This is a genomic window from Aeromonas sp. FDAARGOS 1404 (assembly GCF_019047085.1).
Taxonomy (GTDB): Bacteria; Pseudomonadota; Gammaproteobacteria; order Enterobacterales; family Aeromonadaceae; genus Aeromonas; species Aeromonas veronii.
Genome location: NZ_CP077237.1, coordinates 3,175,496 through 3,194,590 on the forward strand (window position 1 = coordinate 3,175,496; position 19,095 = coordinate 3,194,590).

General features: G+C 60.0%; 19 protein-coding genes. 13 read left to right on the plus strand and 6 right to left on the minus strand.

What is annotated here, in order from left to right; translation table 11 throughout:
- Window positions 1-11: 11 nt before the first annotated feature.
- Entirely contained in the window at window positions 12-1,988 is a 1,977-nt protein-coding gene (locus tag I6L34_RS14805) for a methyl-accepting chemotaxis protein (RefSeq protein ID WP_058059479.1), read from the plus strand.
- Window positions 1,989-2,047: 59 nt separating this feature from the next.
- Here the strand turns inward: I6L34_RS14805 and rfaH are convergent, their stop codons facing one another.
- The 4 genes from rfaH to metN form a co-directional block, all read right to left on the minus strand.
- Window positions 2,048-2,548 (minus strand): transcription/translation regulatory transformer protein RfaH, encoded by a 501-nt coding sequence (rfaH, locus tag I6L34_RS14810; protein ID WP_058057235.1) that lies wholly within the window; start codon window positions 2,546-2,548, stop codon window positions 2,048-2,050.
- A gap of 96 nt (window positions 2,549-2,644) precedes the next feature.
- A complete protein-coding gene (gene metQ, locus I6L34_RS14815; RefSeq protein ID WP_058057236.1) occupies window positions 2,645-3,445 on the minus strand; it encodes a methionine ABC transporter substrate-binding lipoprotein MetQ in 801 nt (266 codons plus the stop codon).
- Window positions 3,446-3,470: 25 nt separating this feature from the next.
- A complete protein-coding gene (locus I6L34_RS14820) occupies window positions 3,471-4,124 on the minus strand; it encodes a methionine ABC transporter permease (RefSeq protein ID WP_005339070.1) in 654 nt (217 codons plus the stop codon).
- The gene (metN, locus tag I6L34_RS14825; RefSeq protein WP_005339067.1) at window positions 4,105-5,148 is read right to left on the minus strand and encodes a methionine ABC transporter ATP-binding protein MetN; all 1,044 of its coding nucleotides are present in this window, start codon (window positions 5,146-5,148) and stop codon (window positions 4,105-4,107) included. The genes I6L34_RS14820 and metN overlap by 20 nt, the downstream gene beginning before the upstream one ends.
- 505 nt (window positions 5,149-5,653) lie before the next feature.
- On the opposite strand from metN, the gene I6L34_RS14830 reads away from it, so the two are divergent.
- Entirely contained in the window at window positions 5,654-6,109 is a 456-nt protein-coding gene (locus I6L34_RS14830; protein ID WP_058057238.1) for a hypothetical protein, read from the plus strand.
- A 104-nt stretch (window positions 6,110-6,213) separates the two neighbouring features.
- Here the strand turns inward: I6L34_RS14830 and ppgK are convergent, their stop codons facing one another.
- Together ppgK and queG are read right to left on the minus strand one after the other, a co-directional pair.
- Window positions 6,214-6,954 (minus strand): polyphosphate--glucose phosphotransferase, encoded by a 741-nt coding sequence (gene ppgK, locus I6L34_RS14835; protein ID WP_005339062.1) that lies wholly within the window; start codon window positions 6,952-6,954, stop codon window positions 6,214-6,216.
- A 111-nt stretch (window positions 6,955-7,065) separates the two neighbouring features.
- Window positions 7,066-8,220 carry a tRNA epoxyqueuosine(34) reductase QueG gene (gene queG, locus I6L34_RS14840; protein ID WP_216954896.1) on the minus strand — a complete coding sequence of 385 codons (1,155 nt, stop codon included), beginning with the start codon at window positions 8,218-8,220 and terminating at the stop codon, window positions 7,066-7,068.
- 60 nt (window positions 8,221-8,280) lie between these two features.
- Between queG and I6L34_RS14845 the strand changes: the two genes are divergently transcribed.
- The 11 genes from I6L34_RS14845 (at window position 8,281) to I6L34_RS14895 (ending at window position 19,074) form a co-directional block, all read left to right on the plus strand.
- Complete coding sequence (locus I6L34_RS14845; RefSeq protein WP_216954897.1) at window positions 8,281-9,792, plus strand: NAD(P)H-hydrate dehydratase; 1,512 nt, start codon at window positions 8,281-8,283, stop codon at window positions 9,790-9,792.
- 10 nt (window positions 9,793-9,802) lie between these two features.
- Entirely contained in the window at window positions 9,803-10,276 is a 474-nt protein-coding gene (gene tsaE / locus I6L34_RS14850; protein WP_005339056.1) for a tRNA (adenosine(37)-N6)-threonylcarbamoyltransferase complex ATPase subunit type 1 TsaE, read from the plus strand.
- A gap of 23 nt (window positions 10,277-10,299) precedes the next feature.
- Window positions 10,300-11,988, plus strand: a complete 1,689-nt coding sequence (locus I6L34_RS14855) for an N-acetylmuramoyl-L-alanine amidase (RefSeq protein WP_254202868.1) — start codon at window positions 10,300-10,302, stop codon at window positions 11,986-11,988.
- A 16-nt stretch (window positions 11,989-12,004) separates the two neighbouring features.
- On the plus strand, window positions 12,005-12,184 hold the full coding sequence (locus tag I6L34_RS14860) for a hypothetical protein (protein WP_216954899.1): 180 nt from the start codon (window positions 12,005-12,007) through the stop codon (window positions 12,182-12,184).
- 3 nt (window positions 12,185-12,187) lie between these two features.
- Window positions 12,188-14,044 (plus strand): DNA mismatch repair endonuclease MutL, encoded by a 1,857-nt coding sequence (gene mutL, locus I6L34_RS14865; RefSeq protein ID WP_058059477.1) that lies wholly within the window; start codon window positions 12,188-12,190, stop codon window positions 14,042-14,044.
- A complete protein-coding gene (gene miaA / locus I6L34_RS14870) occupies window positions 14,034-14,963 on the plus strand; it encodes a tRNA (adenosine(37)-N6)-dimethylallyltransferase MiaA (protein ID WP_075115381.1) in 930 nt (309 codons plus the stop codon). The genes mutL and miaA overlap by 11 nt, the downstream gene beginning before the upstream one ends.
- A gap of 72 nt (window positions 14,964-15,035) precedes the next feature.
- Complete coding sequence (hfq, locus tag I6L34_RS14875; RefSeq protein ID WP_005339045.1) at window positions 15,036-15,299, plus strand: RNA chaperone Hfq; 264 nt, start codon at window positions 15,036-15,038, stop codon at window positions 15,297-15,299.
- Window positions 15,300-15,362: 63 nt separating this feature from the next.
- Entirely contained in the window at window positions 15,363-16,649 is a 1,287-nt protein-coding gene (hflX, locus tag I6L34_RS14880; protein WP_005339043.1) for a ribosome rescue GTPase HflX, read from the plus strand.
- Between the two features lie 91 nt (window positions 16,650-16,740).
- Window positions 16,741-17,892 (plus strand): FtsH protease activity modulator HflK, encoded by a 1,152-nt coding sequence (gene hflK / locus I6L34_RS14885; RefSeq protein WP_216954900.1) that lies wholly within the window; start codon window positions 16,741-16,743, stop codon window positions 17,890-17,892.
- 3 nt (window positions 17,893-17,895) lie between these two features.
- Complete coding sequence (gene hflC / locus I6L34_RS14890) at window positions 17,896-18,780, plus strand: protease modulator HflC (protein WP_005339038.1); 885 nt, start codon at window positions 17,896-17,898, stop codon at window positions 18,778-18,780.
- A gap of 105 nt (window positions 18,781-18,885) precedes the next feature.
- Window positions 18,886-19,074 (plus strand): DUF2065 family protein, encoded by a 189-nt coding sequence (locus I6L34_RS14895; protein WP_005339036.1) that lies wholly within the window; start codon window positions 18,886-18,888, stop codon window positions 19,072-19,074.
- The last annotated feature ends 21 nt before the right edge of the window (window positions 19,075-19,095 follow it).

The following is a 19,095-nucleotide window of genomic DNA, read 5'->3' on the forward strand; positions in this document are numbered from 1 at the left end:
CAAGGATGTTCATGAAAATCTCAAGCAAGTTGCTGCTCAGCTTCGGTTTTATCAACCTGCTGATCCTGCTCTCCTCCACGCTGGTCTATTACCGGCTGACCCAGATCAATCAGGCCCAACACACCCTGCTGGAGCAGGCGCTGCCCGCCCTGCAGCGGGATGAAACGAGCCAGAAGGCGCTGGTTGCCACCGTTTCCGCCTTGCGTGGCTATCTTATCCTCGGCAAGGATCCGGCTCAGGCTTCCCGCCTCAAGCAGGAGTGGGAGTCGGCCTGGCAGGCCATTGCCCATCAGGCCTTCAGTCCGGCGCTCGCCAAGTCTCTCGAGACCTTCAAAAGCCATCAGGAGAAGGTGTGGACCATCGCCCAGAGTGAAGAGAATCTGCCCGCTCACACCCTGATGCTGCAGGAGGCGGGGCCGCTGGCGGAGGCTGCGCTCGATCAGCTGCAATCCTTTGCCAATGAAGAAGTTGGCACTCCGCAGGATCAACTCTCCGGCGATCGCCGCATGCTGCTCAAACAGGTGGGGGATGCCTACAACAGCCTCGCCAACGCCCTCTCAGCCCTGCGGGATTTTCTTATCTCAGGCGACCCCGAATACCGCAGCAAGTATCAGGATTACTACCAGTTTCATCAGCAGCGTGTGGCTGAGGTTAAACAGCAAGCCGCGCTCTTTACCGACACCCAGCAGAGCCTCTGGCAGCTGTTTGAAGAGATGGCGACCCCTTTCTCCGAGCTGGTGGGGCAGGTGATCGAGAAGCGCCAGGCACCGGATTGGGATCAGGCAAACTACCTGATGGCCACCGACATCGAGCCGATGCAGTCCAGCCTCAGCGAGCAGCTGGTCCAGCAGGTGGGGAAAACCCGTGCCGAGGTGGATCAGATTTCGGCGCAGATGACCGGAGCCGGGAGGGCCATCAACCAGACACTGCTGTTGGCTACCGGCAGCGCCATCGTGCTTGGCATGGTGGTCGCATGGCTCTTTAGTCGCCGTCTGACCCGTGACATTGCCTGTCTGGTGACCCGGGCGGGGCAGGTTGCGGATGGTCGGCTGGCGGCCGAGCCCTTGCCAATCACAGGGCAGGATGAGTTGGGAGAATTGACCGGCTCCATCAACCGGATGTCTGCCCAGTTACATCATCTGGTCGGGGAGTTGCAGGGCGCAGTGGGGCAGGTCGAGGTGGCCTGTCTCGATGTGGGCAGCACCACCAGAGCCATAGTGGCGGATCTGACGGAGCAGGATCAGCGGGTCGATGCGGTGGCGGCGGCTATCGATCAGATGTCAGTGAGTGCTCGTGATGTGGCTGGCAACATTGCCGGTGTGGCGGATGGTGCCCATCAGGTGCGGCAGCAGACCCGTCAGGGAGAGGCCGCGCTGGCACGAATGAGCGATACCATGCAGCAGATTGCCGCCATGATTGGACAGGCCAACGAAGCCATGGGGCTGTTGGAGCATCAGAGTGAACAGGTGGGGCAGATCACCGAGGTGATCGCCACTATAGCCGAGCAGACCAATCTGCTGGCACTCAATGCGGCGATAGAAGCGGCGCGGGCAGGCGAGCAGGGGCGTGGTTTTGCGGTGGTGGCCGATGAGGTTCGCCAGCTGGCAACCCGCACCCATCAATCCACCGCCGAGATCAGCCAGACTATTGCGGCCATCTCCCAGCAGACTCGCCAGACGGTGAGTACCGTCAGCAGCGGCACTCGGTTGGTGGAGCAAGGGCGGGATGCAGTTGGATTGGTGACCGATACCCTGAGTGCCATGAACCAGCTGGTGCAGTCGCTGTCGGGCCAGCTGGAGGCCATTTCGGTGGCAACCGAGCAGCAGTCGCGGGTGGCCGCCGAGGTATCCGGGACGGTCGACGACATTGCCGCGCTCAGTCGGCAATCCTGTCAGCGTAGTCAGCAGGGGGAGGAGATCGTAGCCAGACTGGCTGGCGATACCGGCAAGCTGCAGGCGGTCATCGCCCGCTTTGATCTTGATGCGTGAGATGGCGGGATTATCCCGCCATTGCTATTGCCATTCACCGGGCCGTCTGGCCCGTGGGTTTAGTCCAGACGCCTGAAGGTGTGGTTGTCGAAGCTGCTGGTGGTCTCCCGGTTGAGCAGGCTGACCAGCAAAATCGCCCGTTTCTCTCCATCCGGCTCCATATAGATGGCTTCGAAGCCGGCAAGCGGCCCCTCTTCAATCAGCACCTTGTCGCCCGAGCAGGGCAGGTTAGCGTAGCTGGCTCTCGCCTCATCGCTGTCATCGCGACTCATCAGCTGATAGACCAGCTTGCTGCTGATGGGGGTCCATTCACTGCCAAAGTGGATGATCCGGCTGATGCCGCGGGTCGATTTCAGGGTGACCGGTGTCACCTCTTCCAAATCAACGAAGATAAACAGATAGTTGGGGAACATGGGTTCCCGTACCGGAACTCGCTTGCCCCGGCGCAGCTTCTCGATCTCCACCATGGGGTAATAGGATTCGATACCCTGGGCATCGAGGTGGGCGCGGGCGCGGGCCTCTTCTTTTGGCTTGCAGTAGGCCAGATACCATTTTTTCATGTTATGAGTATGTTCGTGTTGCCGTGCTCGCGGATATGATAGCGGCGCCAATAAAAAAGGCCACGCATTGCGTGGCCTTTTTTGCCGAGTGAGCAATTACCAACCTTTTACCAGGCCGCCTTTGAACAGCTCGAGACCTTTCTTGTAGACATCATCGGTCTGGAAAGCTTGTACGAACTGTTTGACCTTCTCGTCATCCTTGTTGTTGTCGCGGGCGACGATCAGGTTGACGTAGGGGGACTCTTTGTCCTCAACAAACAGGCCGTTCTCGGTCGGGGTCAGACCAATCTGACCGGCGAAGGTGTTGTTGATGATAGCCAGATCCACATCTTCCAGCGAGCGCGGCAGTTGGGCTGCTTCCAGTTCCACAATCTTGAAGTTGCGCGGGTTGCTGGCGATATCCAGCACGGTGGCTTCCAGACCGGCGCCATCCTTCAGGGTGATCAGACCCTGTTTGGCCAGCAGGATCAGGGAGCGGCCTAGGTTGGTCGGATCGTTCGGTACCGCGATCTGGGCGCCATCTTGCAGCTCGCTCAGCGCCTTGATCTTCTTGGAGTAACCGGCGATCGGGTAGACAAAGGTGTTGCCAACCGGAATCAGCTTGAAGCCGCGATCACGCACTTGTGCATCCAGATAGGGTTTGTGCTGGAAAGCGTTGACGTCGATGCTGCCATCGTTCAGCGCCACGTTCGGGGTGACGTAGTCGGAGAAGTTGACCACCTCGACGGTCAGACCGTATTTCTCTTTGGCTACCTTGGCAGCCACTTCAACCAGTTCGGTCTCCGGGCCAGCAATAGCGCCCACTTTCAGAACCTTGCTCTCTTCTTTTTGACCGCAACCGGCCAGAACCAGACCAGCCAGCAGGGCAGCCGCAACGGATTTGATGCCAAATTTCATAAAACCTCCTGTCAGAAATCGACGATTAACGATGATCACATTTGTTGACCAGGCGCTCACCCGCGCTCTGGATAAGTTGAACCAGTACTACCAGGATAACCACGGTCACCAGCATGACGGTCGGGTCAAAGCGCTGATAACCATAACGAATACCCACATCCCCCAGACCACCGCCACCGATGGCCCCGGCCATGGCCGAGTAGTTCACCAGCGTGACGAGGGTAATGGTGACACTGTTGAGGATGCCGGGCAGAGCCTCGGGCAGCAGCACCTTGGTGATAATTTGCAGCGGCTTGGCGCCCATCGCCTTGGCCGCTTCCAGCAGGCCGTCCGGCACTTCCATCAGGGCCCCTTCCACCAGACGGGCAATGAAAGGGATGCAACCGACAGTCAGCGGCACGATGGCAGCGATGGTGCCGATACTGGTGCCGACAATCAGCCGGGTCAGCGGAATGATGGCGACCAGCAGGATGATAAAGGGCACCGAGCGACCCACGTTGACCACCATGCCCAGAGTACGGTTGAGCAAGGGGTTGGCCAGGATCTGGCCCGCCTTGGTCACATGCAGTGCCACGCCGAGCGGCAGACCCAGCAGGCAGCCGAACAGGGCGGAGGCAAACACCATGATCAGGGTGTCGCCCAGGGCCGTGATGAGCAGATTAATCATGGCTTCGGACATAACCCATTACCTCCAGCTGAATGTGGTTGTCGATAAGGAATTGCTGGGTGGCCTCGCACTGGGCTTCATCCCCGAACAGCTCGGCCAGCAGGAAACCGAATTTGACGCCTCCGGCGTATTCGATGTCTGCGCTCAGAATGCTGATGTCGATATTGAAACGGCGGCTCGCCTCGGAGATCAGCGGCGTATCGACCGTGCTGCCGGTAAAGCCAAGCTTCACCAGTGGGTAGCTGCCCGGCACCCGCTCGCTGCTCATCCGATCCTGATACTCCTGCGGTACCTCCAGATGGATGGTGGAGTGGATGAAGTCACGAGCCAGCTGGGTCTTGGCATTGCTGAAGAACCAGGCCACTTCGCCCTGTTCGATCAGACGGCCGTCGCTGATGATGGCCACTTCGTCACAGATCCCTTTCACCACATCCATCTCGTGGGTAATGAGCAAGATGGTGAGCCCCAGCTTGACGTTAATCTCCTTGAGCAGGGTCAGGATCGAGCGGGTGGTCTGCGGGTCGAGGGCCGAGGTGGCCTCGTCACAGAGCAGTACCTTGGGGGCCGGAGCCAGTGCGCGGGCAATGGCGACGCGCTGTTTCTGACCGCCGGAAAGCTCGGACGGATAGGCCTGGGCACGGGCTTCCAGCCCGACCAGCGCCAGCAGTTCGGCAACCCGTTGCTGGATCTTCTCTTTGCTCCAGCCTGCCAGCTCCAGCGGAAAGGCGATGTTGGCAAACACGGTGCGGGAGGCAAGCAGGTTGAAGTGCTGGAAAATCATCCCGATCTGGCGGCGAGCCTGGGTCAGATCCCGTTCGCTCAGAGCGACCAGATCCTGGCCATCAACGATGACTTGACCCTCTGTCGGGCGCTCCAGCAGGTTGACACAACGAATGAGGGTACTCTTGCCGGCACCGGAGGCACCGATCACCCCGAAAATTTTGCCTTGGGGTACATGCAGACTCACATCACGCAGGGCGTGCACGGCGTCACTGCCTGTACCGTAGACTTTGTTGAGACCGATCAACTTAATCATGGATTCTTCCGTGCTAACAGCCTTAAAGCACAGGGCGCTACAGGCGGGGAAATTGGGCAGAGGTTCCACTGGGTTACTCTGTCATCATGGAGGATGATGCTAAGATGTCTGGATGGCCATGTCAACGCATGTTTTTACGTCTAGACGTCTAAAAAAGTGATAAGGATTTCTGTCAGGCGGATAACGATCAGGATGATATTGTTGCTCTTCCAGATCCTGTTTCGTCCCTGCGGCAGATAACCGAATTAAAGATGGTTTATATCGGGTAAATGCTGGTTTTATTAGTGTGTCAGCCCGTTTCTGTCCACATTGGCTATCGAGCCTGATGCTCCTCCATCGTTACACAAATTGCTGCACAAATCGTTCCCTATTCGTGACCGGATCACCTGACCTTCACTTTGTCGGCGTCAACCTTGATGCAGCGCAAGGGGGGCGCGGATAGGGATTGGGTCGGTGGCGCCGGTTTTTTATACTGATGATGTTGACAAGCATGGAGGGCAGTGCGATGAGATTCCAACAGATCAAAGAGTTGCTGCACTATCTTGAGCAGGTTCATCACCAGCTCGGACTCTGTTACGGGCGTTTGACCAGTCAGGTGGACAGCGAACGCAGCCGGATGTTGCTGGTCTATCTGCAAGGGCGTGAGGATGCGGCCAGTGCCCATCTGCACGAATATGCCGCTCAGCTGGGAGAGGCGGTCAGGGAGACCTGGTTGAACCAGAGTTTCAGCGAGGATATGCTGCCTGCCATTACCCACTTCGAGCTGCCGGCATCAGTCCAGACCCAGGATATCGTCACTCAGGTATGTCGCTGGGAAGAGCTGCTGGTAGGCGAGCTGAGTCATCTGGCCAGGGAGTGCCCGACACCGGCCACCACCGCTTTGCTCGAGAATCTGGCCGGGCTGGAGCAGACCCGCCTGACTCGGCTGGTGCACGGGGTGCACCGACTCGACGACATGTAGCGGGTGATAAGCGCCAAACTCGCAAGATGACCGCAAAACAAAAGGGCCCGGCAGCAGTGCCGGGCCCTTTCAATAGGTATCTGCTGATCTGCAGTGAGCGTCGGTCAGCCCTGCTGCTCGGCCGCGTAGAGCGCGGCCCCGATAATGCCCGCCTGATTGAGGCTGGCCGCCGGAATGAGCGGTGCCCGGGTCTCGATGCGATCGACAAATTTATCCAGCTTGGCTGCGCTGCCGCCCCCCAGAATGAAGAGGTCGGGGGAGAAGAGAAACTCGAGGCGCGCCAGATACTTGTTGAAACGCTTGCCCCAGCGGTTCCAGGAGAGATCTTCCCGTTTGCGCGCCGCATCGGAGCAGTAGTGCTCGGCGACCATTCCTTCCAGCATCAGATGGCCCAGCTCGGTGTTGGGCAGCAGATGGCCGTTGACGAAGATGGCGGTGCCGATGCCGGTGCCGACCGTGATGAGGATGATGACCCCCTTGCGATCCTTGCCGGCGCCAAAGCGCATCTCGGCCAGACCGGCGGCATCGGCATCATTCAGCACATAGCAGGGCTTGCCGGTGACATCGGCAAACAGATGCTCGGCATCGGTTTCGATCCAGCTCTTGTCGATGTTGGCGGCACTCTTGGCAACCCCGTTGTGGATGGTGGCAGGAAAGCCGCAGCCTACCGGTCCTTTCCAGTCGAAGTGTTCGACCAGCGCCTTGAGGGTATGGGCGATGGCAGCCGGGGTGGCCGGTTGCGGTGTGGCAATGCGATGGCGCTCGCCAATCAATTCGCCGGTTTTGGTATCGACCAGACAGCCCTTGATCCCTGAGCCTCCAATATCCACTCCCAACATATGCATTTGTGTTGTCCTTGTTGTGTGCCGACCAGCTGGTACTGACTACGGTGTTCTGGTCACTGCGGGTCGGCAGAGCATGAAAAAAGTGCAGCAATCCGGCAAGGGGCAGATCACTTATGCGTGATCCGACAGACCTTTTTCGATGCAGCGGATCAGCAAACGGGTCTTCTTGTTCTCTTCATCCTGACGCCGGGCAAGGGTGGCCAGCGCCCATTCGATATGTTCGGCCACCATGGGCTCGGCCGTGGCCAACCCCTGTTGCAGGGCGGCGATGACCTCGGGGGTTGCCGGGCCATTGCCAAGGGCGACCGCCAGATTGCGGCGCCAGCGTTGATAGCCAATGCGGCGGATCGGGCTCCCCTCGGTCTGCTTGAGAAAATCGCTCTCGCTCCAGTGCCACAGCGCCAGCAGGGGCGGGCGGTGCAGGCTGGGGCGCGGGCTGAAATCGGGTTCCGGGCTGGCATCTGCGTAGCGGTTCCAGGGGCAGATAAGCTGGCAGTCATCGCAGCCGTAGATGCGGTTGCCCATCAGGGGCCGGAACTCTTCCGGAATAGGGCCGTCATTCTCGATGGTGAGATAGGAGATGCAGCGGCGGCCATCCACCACATAGGGAGCGACAATGGCGCCGGTCGGGCAGATGTTGATGCAGGCGACGCACTTGCCGCACTGCTCCTTCTCCACTGGCTGGTCGAGCGGCAGCGGCAGGTTGAGCAACAGCTCACCGAGAAAGAAGAAGGAGCCGGCCGATTCGTTGAGCAGCAGTGAGTGTTTGCCAACCCAGCCGAGGCCCGCCTTGGCCGCCAGTGGCCGCTCGAGGATGGGGGCGGAGTCGACGAAGGGGCGCCACTCACCCAAGGTCTCTTCAGTGCCTTGAAACAGCTCGGCGCAGCGCGCTTCGATGCGATCACCCAGCTGTTTGAGCCGGTTGCGCAGCACTTTGTGGTAGTCGCGACCGAGAGCATAGCGGCTGATATAACCGAGGGTCGGATCGCGCAGGGTAGCGGCGAAGCCCGCCTCGAACGGCAGGTAGTTCATCCGCACCGACAACACCCGCACCGTGCCCGGCAGCAGTTCGTGGGCGCGCGCCCGCATCATGCCGTGGCGCGCCATGTAATCCATGCTGCCGTGATAGCCCGCATCCAGCCAGGCCTGCAATCTCGGCTCTTCGATACGCAGATCGGTGTCGGTGATGCCCGCCTGGTCAAAACCTAGCTCCCGTGCCCAGAGCTTGATATCGTGAGCCAGCTGGTGGAAGTCAGGTGCGCTCATGCGGCTTGGCCTGGCCGGTGTTTGCTGGCGTGGGTCGATTGATAAGAGGCGGGAGCCGTCATGGTAGAGATCATCAGGGGCGCGTTGGGCACAAAAGAGGGGGGCAGTTTACCACAGGGGCTGTGGCAGACTGAACAGATCCGCGCACTGGAGCGCAACTGGGCCGCGCGTGAGGGGCAACCTCTCTATGCCCTGATGGAGCGAGCCGGTGCCGCGCTGCGCACCTATGCCACCCTGCATTGGCCCGACAGTCACTGCTGGTGGATTTTCGTCGGCCCCGGTAATAACGGCGGTGATGGCTATGTGCTGGCCCGCCTTGCCCGCCAGATTGGCATCGAGGTGGTGGTGATTGCCGCCAGAGCACCCGACCAGCTGAAGGGGGATGCCAGGCGGGCCGCCGATGAGTGGCTGGCGGCCGGTGGCCGGGTCTGGCTGGCCGAGCAGTTTGATAAGGACCAGCACTCCGCCCCGGATCTGGTGGTCGACGCCCTGCTTGGCACCGGCGTCAACACGCCCCTCTCGCCACTACTGACAAAGATCGTCGCAACAATCAATGGCTTGGCTGTGCCCGTGCTGGCGGTGGATCTCCCCTCCGGCCTCAACGGCGATACCGGCCGTGCCATGGGGGCTGTGGTGCAGGCCACTCGCACCCTCACCTTTATCGGTATCAAGCAGGGGATGCTCACCGGCGACGGGGTGGATTGCGTCGGCCTGCTCGACTGTGATCCCCTTGGCGTGACGCCTGATGACACTATGCTGCCCGCCGCCTGGCGTATCGATTATCCACTGCTCAGCGCGCAGTTGACCCCGCGCCCGCGCGCTTCCCACAAGGGCTCTTATGGCAAGGTACTGCTGGTGGGGGGCAATCGTGGCATGCAGGGGGCCATCGTGCTGGCGGCCCGTGCCTGCCTGCGGGCGGGGGCCGGGCTGGTGCGGGTATGTCAGCATCCGGAACATCCGCCGGTCAGCCTCTATCAACCTGAACTGATGAGTCTCACTACCGCTGATGACGAGGGGTGGGCGTCGGTGCGGGTCATCGGCCCCGGCCTCGGTCAGGATGAGTGGGGAAGAGCACAAATCGCCCGTTATCTCACCGGACGGCAGCCACTGGTTTTGGACGCCGATGGATTGAATTGGCTGGCGCAATCTCCCCGCCATCAGGATAATTGGGTGCTCACGCCCCATCCCGGCGAAGCGGCGCGCCTGCTGGGATGCACCATTGCCGAGATTGAAACCGACCGGTTTGCCGCCGTGCAGGCGCTGCAGCGGCGTTATGGCGGTGTGGTGTTGTTAAAAGGGGCGGGAACACTTATTTATGACGGCGAGCGGGTCGCTCTCTGTTGTGAAGGCAATCCCGGCATGGCAAGTGGCGGCATGGGCGATCTGTTATCTGGTATAATCGCCGCCCTTTTGGCCCAGGGCTGGTCTGCCACCATGGCAAGCTGGCTGGGCGCCGTGATCCACGGCGAGGCTGCAGATCAGGCCGCCGCTGACGGCGAGCGGGGCATGCTGGCGTCAGATCTGCTGCCGCTGATCCGCAAACTGGTTAATCCCGACACCATTACAAGTTAAAAAGAAGAACATGGCAAAACAGTTGATGATGACACTGCCGGACGAGGCAGCAACCGTGGCTCTGGGTGGCCGTCTGGCACAGGCCTGCCAGCAGGCGACCACAGTGTTTTTGCATGGCACGCTTGGCGCTGGTAAAACCACCCTGACCCGCGGCTGGGTGCAGGGCCTTGGCCATCAGGGCAAGGTAAAAAGCCCGACTTACACCCTGGTCGAGCCCTATGAGCTCGATGGCTGGCAGGTCTACCATTTCGATCTCTATCGCCTGGCTGATCCGGAAGAGCTGGAATTCATGGGCATTCGGGACTATTTTGCCGCCAACACTCTCTGTCTGGTGGAGTGGTCCGAGAAGGGCGAGGGCTGGTTACCGGCTCCCGACCTGGAAATTACCCTCACTTATGTAGGCGAGCAGCGCGAGGTTCTGATAGAGGCCCGCACTGCTATTGGCGAAGCCATTCTGGAACGGTTGTCATCTACGTGCGCTTGATCCTTGTTATTGCTCTCTCTTTGATGGCATTACCCTCCTGGGCGAATCAGCTCAAGAGCGTACGAATCTGGCCATCACCGGATAATACCCGGGTGGTGCTCGATATGAGCAGCGCCCCCAACTTCAACTATTTCACCCTCACCGGCCCGGATCGGCTGGTGATCGATCTGAAAGGGGCGAGCAACGCCGCCAATCTGGCCCGGATCGAGAACAACAGCGAACTGGTGCGCAAGATCCGCCAGAGCACACCGCTGGAGAAGGGCGGTCTGCGGCTGGTGATGGATCTCAGCTCCGCCATCAAGCCGGTGGTCTTTCCGTTGGCGCCAGCCGGGCCTTATGGCCACCGTCTGGTCATCGATCTGCCTTATGAAGAGAAGCGCTCGGCGGCAGCGGTGCAATCCACGCCTGTCGGTGGCAAGGGCAAGGGAGTGGTGATTGCCATCGACCCGGGCCACGGCGGGGAAGACCCGGGCTCCATCGGCCCGCGCCGTACCTACGAGAAGCGGGTCACGCTGGCGGTCTCCCAGAAGCTGGCGGCACTGATCGACCGCGAGCCGGGGATGCGTGCCGTGATGACCCGTCGTGGCGACTATTTCGTTGACCTCAACAAGCGCTCCGAGATTGCCCGCAAGGCGAAGGCGGATCTGCTGGTGTCGGTCCATGCGGACAGCTTCCATAACTCCACTCCGCGCGGCGCCTCTGTCTGGGTCCTCTCGACCAACCGTGCCAACCGCGAGATGGGCAGCTGGCTGGAGAAGCAGGAGAAGCAGGGCGAGCTGCTGGGCGGTGTCGGCAAGGTGTTGGCGGAATCCGATCCTAATCCCTATCTGGCGCAGACCTTCCTCGACCTCTCCATGGACAAGTCCCGTGCCGAAGGGTACGACGTCAGCCGCCAGATCCTGCGCTCCATGGGCAAGGTCGCCCGACTGCACAAGAAGGCGCCGGAACACGCCAGTCTGGCGGTGCTGAAGGCGCCGGATATTCCCTCTGTGCTGGTGGAGACCGGTTTTATCTCCAACCATGCGGAGGAGAAGCTGTTGGCTACCGCCAGCTATCAGGACCAGCTGGCCCGCGCTATCTTCGAGGGGATCCGCAACTACTACCGCGCCCACCCGACCAAGGGGGCCATGCTGACCGGCAAGGGGCAGGTGAGCCAACCTGCCGCTACTCGCCCTGCACCGGTAGCCCGGCAGCCGGTGAGCCAGCCCAGGCAGACACAGTCGCAGCCGGTAGTGTCCAACAAGATGCCCGCCACCGCCCGCGACGGCGGTGCTGGGAGCGGCTCTGGCGCCGGGGTGATCAAGCCTTACTCGGCTGCAGCGCAAGAGAGCGGTGCACCGGTCAGCAGTGTGGGGGACTATGACAAATCGCGGATGCTCCGCCATGTGGTCAAACGGGGTGAGAGCCTCTCCCGCCTTGCCGAGAAGCATGGGGTTAGTCAGTCAACTCTGGTGGAGATCAACCAGCTGCGCAGCCGGGATATTCAGATCGGTCAGACCATCTATATTCCCCAGCAGGGGCAGAGCCGCGCTGCTGCTCCCGTTCGCAGTGACGACAAGTCGCAGATGGTCCGCCATGTGGTCAAGCGGGGCGAGAGTCTCTCCCGCCTTGCCGAGAAACATGGGGTGAGTCAGGCTCGGCTGGTGGAGATCAACAAGCTCAAGTCGCGGAATATTCAGGTAGGGCAGGTGCTCTACATTCCGCAAAACTGACGCACGGGAGCGGGCGATGCCGCTCCCGCTGTTAGCGAATACCATCAGCAAGATTGAAAGTCAGGAGCAAGTGATGCCGATCCGTATATTCCCCCCGATTCTGGCCAACCAGATTCCGGTTGGTGGAGAGGTGGTGGAGCGGCCCTCCTGGAGCCTTAAGAGACTGACCATCCGCAAGATTGAAATTCAGGAGTAAGTGATGCCGATCCGTATTTTGCCACCCATTCTGGCCAACCAGATTGCAGCAGGAGAGGTGGTGGAGCGGCCCTCATCTGTGGTGAAAGAGCTGGTGGAAAACAGCCTGGATGCGGGGGCCGACCGGGTCGAGATCGACATCGACAAGGGGGGCGCCAAGCTGATCCGCATCCGTGACAACGGCTGTGGCGTCGCCAAAGACGAGCTGGTGCTGGCGCTGTCGCGTCATGCCACCTCCAAGGTGGCCACGCTGGACGATCTGGAAGGGATCAACAGCCTCGGTTTTCGTGGCGAGGCGCTCGCCTCCATCAGCTCGGTCTCCCGTCTCACCTTCACCTCCCGTACCGCCGAGCAGTCCGAAGCCTGGCAAGCCCAGGCGGAAGGGCGCGAGATGAGCGTCACCATCAAGCCGGCGGCCCATCCGGTGGGCACCACGGTGGAGGTGGTGGATCTCTTCTTCAATACCCCCGCGCGGCGCAAGTTCATGCGCAGCGAAAAGACCGAGTTTGCCCATATCGACGAGCTGGTGCGCCGCATCGCGCTCTCCCGCTTCGATGCCACCCTGATCCTGCGCCACAATGGCAAGGTGGTGCGCCAGTACAAGGCCGCCAATACCGTGCCGGAGCAGGAGCGTCGCCTCGCCGCCGTTTGCGGCACCCCCTTCATGCACCATGCGCTGGCGGTGGAGAGCGAGCACAGCGACGTGCGACTGTGGGGCTGGCTGGCGACTCCGGAGGGGGCAAGACCGCAGAACGACCTGCAATACACCTATGTCAACGGCCGGATGATGCGCGACAAGCTCATCAACCACGCCATTCGTCAGGCTTATGACGAGCTGCTGCCTCCCGACCGCTTCGCCGCCTATGTGCTCTATATCGAGCTGGATCCCCGTCAGGTGGATGTCAACGTTCACCCGGCCAAGCATGAGGTGCGCTTCCATCAGGCGCGACTGATCCACGACTTTATCTTTCAGGCGCTGTTTACTGCGCTGCGCCGCGAAGGAGTCAGCGCCACTCATCAGGACACTCCGCTGGCCGAAACTCTGGTCGAGTTGCCGGTCAGTCCGCAGATTGAATATCCCGGTCAGGCGCCACGCCCGGAGTGGTACGGTGCCGAGCACAGCTACCGGGCACCTGCACAGGTACGGGAGGGGGCTGGCCGAGCCAGCAATTATCAACCGCCCGAGCCCCCAAGCCGGGAGGCGATGCACGGCATGGGCGCTCTGCTCACTACGCTGCCTATCGCAACTGAGGCTGCTCCTGCGCAGCCCACTGATCCAGTGCCGTCACCCAAACAGGGGGGATGTCGCGCCCTGACACTGGTGGATCAGGCCTACCTGTTGATCGAGCGGGATAATCAGCTGGCGCTGCTCTCGCTGGTGCGCGCCGAGCGGGTGCTGCTGCGCCACTGGCTGCTGGAGACCTGGGGCCAGGGACTGGCGGCCCAGCCACTGTTGCTGCCGGTCTCCTTCAAGCTGCCGAAGAATTTGATCGCGCTGGTGACCGAGCAGGAGCGTTTGCTGAAACGGATGGGGCTGGAGTTGAAAAGCGGGGGGCGCGACACCATGATCCTGACTCGGGTGCCGGCTCTGCTGCGCCAGACCGATCTGGTGCGTCTGTTACCTGAATTGCTGCAAATTATCGAGGGCGGATCTGACAGTGATGCTGGTCAGCAGGCTGAAGTATTATGCCAATGGCTGGTGGAGCAGGGGATAAGCCGCGAGAAGATATACGATTTTTCAACTGCCAGTCGTCTGCTGACGGAACTTGTGACTGATTTCAGTGACCAACTGGCAGACATTCGCATGGTGCGCCCCATTTCGCTGGCGACCGTGCTGGAGGAGTTTGAACATGGCGAGTGACTTGCCGACCGCAATTTTTCTGATGGGGCCGACGGCCTCCGGCAAGACGGATCTCGCCATTGAACTGTGCCAGGCGCTGCCCTGCGACATCATCAGCGTCGATTCTGCGCTGATCTATCGCGGCATGGATATCGGTACAGCCAAGCCGACCGCCGATGAACTGGCACGTGCCCCGCACCGGCTGATCGACATTCTTGACCCCGCCATGAGCTATTCGGCAGCCGATTTTTGCAAGGATGCCCTGCGGGAGATGAAAGAGATCGCCGACCGTGGCCGCATTCCTCTGCTGGTGGGCGGTACCATGCTCTATTTCAAGGCGCTGCTGGAGGGATTGTCCCCGCTGCCCTCTGCCGATCCCGCCATTCGAGCCGGGATTGAGGAAGAGGCTGCCCGCCTCGGTTGGCAGGCGCTGCACGACGAGCTGGTGCGCATTGACCCGGTGGCCGGGGCGCGAATTCACCCCAATGACCCGCAGCGACTCTCCCGGGCGCTGGAGGTCTACCGCATCAGCGGCAAGACACTTACCGAGCTGACGCAGGTGCAGGGGGAGGGCTTGCCCTATCGGGTGCTGCAGTTTGCCATCGCCCCGAGCGATCGCGCCGTGCTGCATCAGCGGATCGAACTGCGCTTTGACAAGATGCTGCAAGGCGGCTTTGAACAGGAGGTTCGTGCGCTGATGGCGCGCGGCGATCTGCACCCGGATCTTCCCTCCATTCGCTGTGTGGGTTATCGCCAAATGTGGGACTACCTGTGCGGTGAAGTGGGGTATGATGAGATGCGTTATCGTGGCATTGTTGCCACACGCCAATTGGCAAAACGACAGATGACCTGGTTGCGCGGCTGGCCCGACGTGACCTGGTTGGAATCTGGTGAGTCTGGCAATCTCGACCGCGTGCTTGCTCGCGCTGGTGCGGCTTGACACTCCCTGTATAATCAGGTTGTTATATTGATATTCGGTGTTTAAAAACAACAAACTATAAGGAAAAGAAAAATGGCTAAGGGGCAATCTCTCCAAGACCCGTTTTTGAATGCGCTGCGCCGTGAGCGGATTCCTGTTTCTATCTATTTGGTGAACGGCATCAAACTGCAAGGTCAGATCGAGTCTTTTGACCAGTTTGTTATCCTGCTGAAAAACACCGTGAGCCAGATGGTTTACAAGCACGCCATCTCGACTGTCGTACCGGCCCGTGCCGTCAATCATCACCAGCCCACTCCGGGTGGCGCGGCTGATGAACAGGGTGATGCCGAGGCGTGATATCCCTGGGCGAGTCGACTCGCCAACTCAGATTCATCATGATTCCTGTTAAGGAGCAAGCGCTTGTTTGACCGTTATGAAGCTGGCGAACAGGCCGTTCTGGTGCATGTCAACTTCAGTGATGAGGGTGAGCGGGAGGATCTGGAAGAGCTCAAGATGTTGGTGAGCTCGGCCGGAGTCAATGCGCTGGGGGTAATTACCACCAGTCGCAGTGCGCCCAGTGCCAAATTTTTTGTCGGCAGTGGCAAGGCTGAAGAGATCGCGTCCCAAGTCCAGATGCTGGATGCCGACGTCGTCATCTTCAACCATGCCCTGACCCCTGCCCAGGAGCGCAACCTGGAGCGTCTGTTCCAGTGCCGGGTGGTGGATCGAACCGGCCTGATCCTCGATATCTTTGCCCAGCGCGCCCGTACCCACGAAGGTAAACTGCAGGTCGAACTGGCCCAGTTGCGCCATCTTTCCACTCGTCTGGTGCGAGGCTGGACCCACCTTGAGCGTCAAAAGGGCGGGATCGGTCTGCGTGGCCCGGGTGAAACCCAGCTTGAAACTGACCGACGTCTGCTGCGGGAACGCATCAAGGCGATTTTGCGTCGGCTCGACAAGGTGGCCAAGCAGCGGGAGCAGGGACGCCGTGCCCGCAACCGCAACGAAGTGCCGACGGTGTCACTGGTTGGTTATACCAACGCCGGAAAGTCCACTTTGTTCAACCAACTTACAGCTGCCAGCGTGTATGCTGCCGACCAATTGTTCGCAACTCTGGATCCCACCCTGCGTAAACTGGTGATCCGGGATGTGGGTGATGTGATTTTGGCGGATACAGTTGGATTTATTCGACACTTGCCCCATGATCTGGTCGCGGCCTTCAAGGCGACCCTGCAGGAGACCCGTGAAGCGGATCTGCTGCTGCATGTGGTGGACTGTGCCGATGAGCAGATGCAGGAGAATATCGACTCCGTGCAGCAGGTGTTGGCCGAGATTGAAGCCGATGACAGGCCCCAGCTGATGATCTGCAACAAGATCGACAAGCTGGCGGATCGTCCGGCAGGTCTGGAGCGAGATGACGAGGGGCGCCCGTTGCGCGTCTGGTTGTCGGCCCAGACCGGTGAAGGTTGTGAGCATCTGTTTACGGCGCTGACCGAATTGCTGGCTGGCTCCATGGTGCATCACACCCTGCAGTTGCCTCCTTCTGCCGCGAGATTGCGCAGTGCGCTCTATCAGCTGAAAGGGATTGAGCAGGAAGGTTTTAGCGAGGAGGGTGATTTCGTGCTGGAAGTCCGCTTGCAAGTGGCCGACTGGAACCGCCTCGTGAAACAGGAAGGTGAGAGTTTACAACGCTTTATCAGGCATTGATTCGTTGATGAAGATGACCCCTTAGGGGCTTCGCGACGTATGACGGCCCGATAGAGATGATATCCATCCGCATGTATTAATGGAGACGCTGATGGCTTGGAATGAGCCTGGTAACAACGGCAAAGACCGTGACCCTTGGGGGAATAACGGCAAGAATCAGGGACCCCCTGATCTGGATGAAATGCTGCGCAAAGTGAGTCGCCGTTTCGGTGGCTTGTTTGGTGGCGGCAAATCTGGCGGCGATGTAGGTCGCTTTGGTATCTCCATCGCGCTGGTTGTGGCTGTGGTGGTGTGGGTCGTCAGCGGCTTCTACACCATTCGCGAAGCGGAGCGTGGTGCCGTGCTGCGGTTTGGCAAGTTTTCCCATATTGTCGAGCCGGGCCTGCGCTGGAAGCCGACCTTTATCGATCGGGTGATCCCGGTGGACGTCGAGTCCGTGCGTTCCCTGCCTGCCTCCGGTTTCATGCTGACTCAGGATGAGAACGTGGTACGGGTCGAGATGGACGTGCAGTACCGTGTGGTCAATCCCGAGCAATATCTGTTCAGCGTGACCAATGCCGACGAGAGTCTGGGTCAGGCCACCGATAGCGCCCTGCGCTATGTAGTGGGTCATACCCGGATGGATGACGTCCTGACTACCGGTCGTGAGAAGGTGCGTCAGGAGACCTGGCAGGTGATCGATGGCATCATCGAGCCTTACCAGATGGGTCTGCAGATCGTCGACGTCAACTTCCTGCCGGCGCGTCCGCCGGAAGAGGTGAAAGATGCGTTTGATGACGCCATCTCCGCTCAGGAAGATGAACAGCGCTTCATTCGTGAAGCAGAAGCCTATGCCCGTGAAGTGGAGCCCAAGGCCCGTGGTCAGGTGAAGCGTCTGGAACAGGAAGCGGAAGCTTACAAATCCCAGATCGTGTTGAAAGCCCAGGGTGAAGTTGCTCGCTTCAACGAGCTGCTGCCCCAGTATCTGGCTGCTCCCGAGCTGACCCGTGAGCGTATCTATCTGGAAACCATGGAAGAGCTCTATCAGCAGGCCAACAAGGTGGTGGTTGACATGCCGGCTGGCAACAACAGCATGATCTACCTGCCGCTCGACAAGCTGTCTGGCAAGCCGAAGGTAACCCAGTCTGATCGTGCCACTGCCGCCCCGGTCACAGAGCAGGTCCCCGTTTCCAACGAGGGTGCCAACTCTACCCCGACAATGCCGCTGCGTAGCGGTGACCGCTTCAGCTCAGGGAGAAACTGATAGATGAAAAAGCTAGCTATTGGTGCAATCGCTGTCGCGGCCATGGTCTGCTTCTCTTCTGTCTTTATCGTTGATGAAGGTCAGAAGGGGATTGTGGTGCAGTTTGGCAAGGTGAAGCGGGTTGACTCCGGTGAACCCCGCCTCTATGAGCCGGGCCTGCACTTCAAGGTGCCGCTCATCGACCAGGTTCGCAAGATGGATGCCCGCATCCAGACCATTGACAGCCAGGCCGACCGTTTTGTCACCTCCGAGAAGAAAGACCTGATCATCGACTCCTACGTGAAGTGGAAGATCGAGGATTTCTCCAAGTACTACCTGGCAACCGGTGGTGGCAACAAGCTGCAGGCGGAAGATCTGCTCAAGCGCAAGATCAATAACGGTCTGCGTTCCGAGATCGGTAACCGCACCATCAAAGACATCGTCTCCGGTGAGCGCAGTACCGTGATGGAAGATGCCCTGAAGAAGATGGCGCGCTCCTCCGAGCTCGGTATCAAGGTGGTGGATGTGCGGATCAAGCAGATCAACCTGCCGGTGGAAGTCTCCAACTCCATCTACCAGCGGATGCGTGCCGAACGTACCGCAGTCGCCCGTGAGCACCGCTCTCAGGGTCGCGAGAAGGCTGAAATCCTGCGTGCCGATATCGACCGCAAGGTGACCGTCATGATCGCCGACGCCGAGAGTAACGCTCGCCAGCTGCGCGGTGAAGGGGATGCGGAAGCCGCCAAGATCTATGCCGACAGCTACAAGAAAGACCCCGAGTTTTTCAGCTTCGTGCGTAGCATGGAGGCCTATCGCAAGAGCTTTGCCGGTGGCAACGACCTGATGGTATTGAAGCCGGACAGCGAGTTCTTCCGTTACCTCAAGTCTCCTCACGGCACCAAGCAGTAATCGCCACGAGGTCACATTCAAAGGGTCTGCATTGTCAGACCCTTTTGTTTTTGGTGCCAACGCCAGCCGTTGACCCGAGGGGCTGGTTGCATTGAAGGAGGTCGGATGCTGACATCCATGCTGATGGGGTTGGGATTGCTGCTGTTGTTCGAGGGGCTCGGCCCGTTGTTGATGCCCAGGGCATGGCAGCAGATGTTGCGGCTGCTGAGCGATCAGCCACCGGAGCAGTTGCGCCGTATCGGCGGCTCGCTAGTGGTGGCAGGTAGCGTGATCCTCTGGATGCTGAGTCGCTGAGTCTGTCGCAATGAACAGTTC

Excerpts from the sequence above, each read along its gene's own strand:
- hflK (WP_216954900.1), top strand. The coding sequence starts at position 16,741 with ATGGCTTGGAATGAGCCTGGTAACAACGGCAAAGACCGTGACCCTTGG.
- rfaH (WP_058057235.1), bottom strand. The coding sequence starts at position 2,548 with ATGAAAAAATGGTATCTGGCCTACTGCAAGCCAAAAGAAGAGGCCCGC.
- metQ (WP_058057236.1), bottom strand. The coding sequence starts at position 3,445 with ATGAAATTTGGCATCAAATCCGTTGCGGCTGCCCTGCTGGCTGGTCTG.
- I6L34_RS14830 (WP_058057238.1), top strand. The coding sequence starts at position 5,654 with ATGAGATTCCAACAGATCAAAGAGTTGCTGCACTATCTTGAGCAGGTT.
- I6L34_RS14820 (WP_005339070.1), bottom strand. The coding sequence starts at position 4,124 with ATGTCCGAAGCCATGATTAATCTGCTCATCACGGCCCTGGGCGACACC.
- miaA (WP_075115381.1), top strand. The coding sequence starts at position 14,034 with ATGGCGAGTGACTTGCCGACCGCAATTTTTCTGATGGGGCCGACGGCC.
- I6L34_RS14855 (WP_254202868.1), top strand. The coding sequence starts at position 10,300 with ATGGCATTACCCTCCTGGGCGAATCAGCTCAAGAGCGTACGAATCTGG.
- metN (WP_005339067.1), bottom strand. The coding sequence starts at position 5,148 with ATGATTAAGTTGATCGGTCTCAACAAAGTCTACGGTACAGGCAGTGAC.
- tsaE (WP_005339056.1), top strand. The coding sequence starts at position 9,803 with ATGGCAAAACAGTTGATGATGACACTGCCGGACGAGGCAGCAACCGTG.
- I6L34_RS14805 (WP_058059479.1), top strand. The coding sequence starts at position 12 with ATGAAAATCTCAAGCAAGTTGCTGCTCAGCTTCGGTTTTATCAACCTG.
- ppgK (WP_005339062.1), bottom strand. The coding sequence starts at position 6,954 with ATGCATATGTTGGGAGTGGATATTGGAGGCTCAGGGATCAAGGGCTGT.
- I6L34_RS14845 (WP_216954897.1), top strand. The coding sequence starts at position 8,281 with ATGGTAGAGATCATCAGGGGCGCGTTGGGCACAAAAGAGGGGGGCAGT.
- mutL (WP_058059477.1), top strand. The coding sequence starts at position 12,188 with ATGCCGATCCGTATTTTGCCACCCATTCTGGCCAACCAGATTGCAGCA.
- I6L34_RS14895 (WP_005339036.1), top strand. The coding sequence starts at position 18,886 with ATGCTGACATCCATGCTGATGGGGTTGGGATTGCTGCTGTTGTTCGAG.
- hflC (WP_005339038.1), top strand. The coding sequence starts at position 17,896 with ATGAAAAAGCTAGCTATTGGTGCAATCGCTGTCGCGGCCATGGTCTGC.
- hfq (WP_005339045.1), top strand. The coding sequence starts at position 15,036 with ATGGCTAAGGGGCAATCTCTCCAAGACCCGTTTTTGAATGCGCTGCGC.
- I6L34_RS14860 (WP_216954899.1), top strand. The coding sequence starts at position 12,005 with ATGCCGCTCCCGCTGTTAGCGAATACCATCAGCAAGATTGAAAGTCAG.
- queG (WP_216954896.1), bottom strand. The coding sequence starts at position 8,220 with ATGAGCGCACCTGACTTCCACCAGCTGGCTCACGATATCAAGCTCTGG.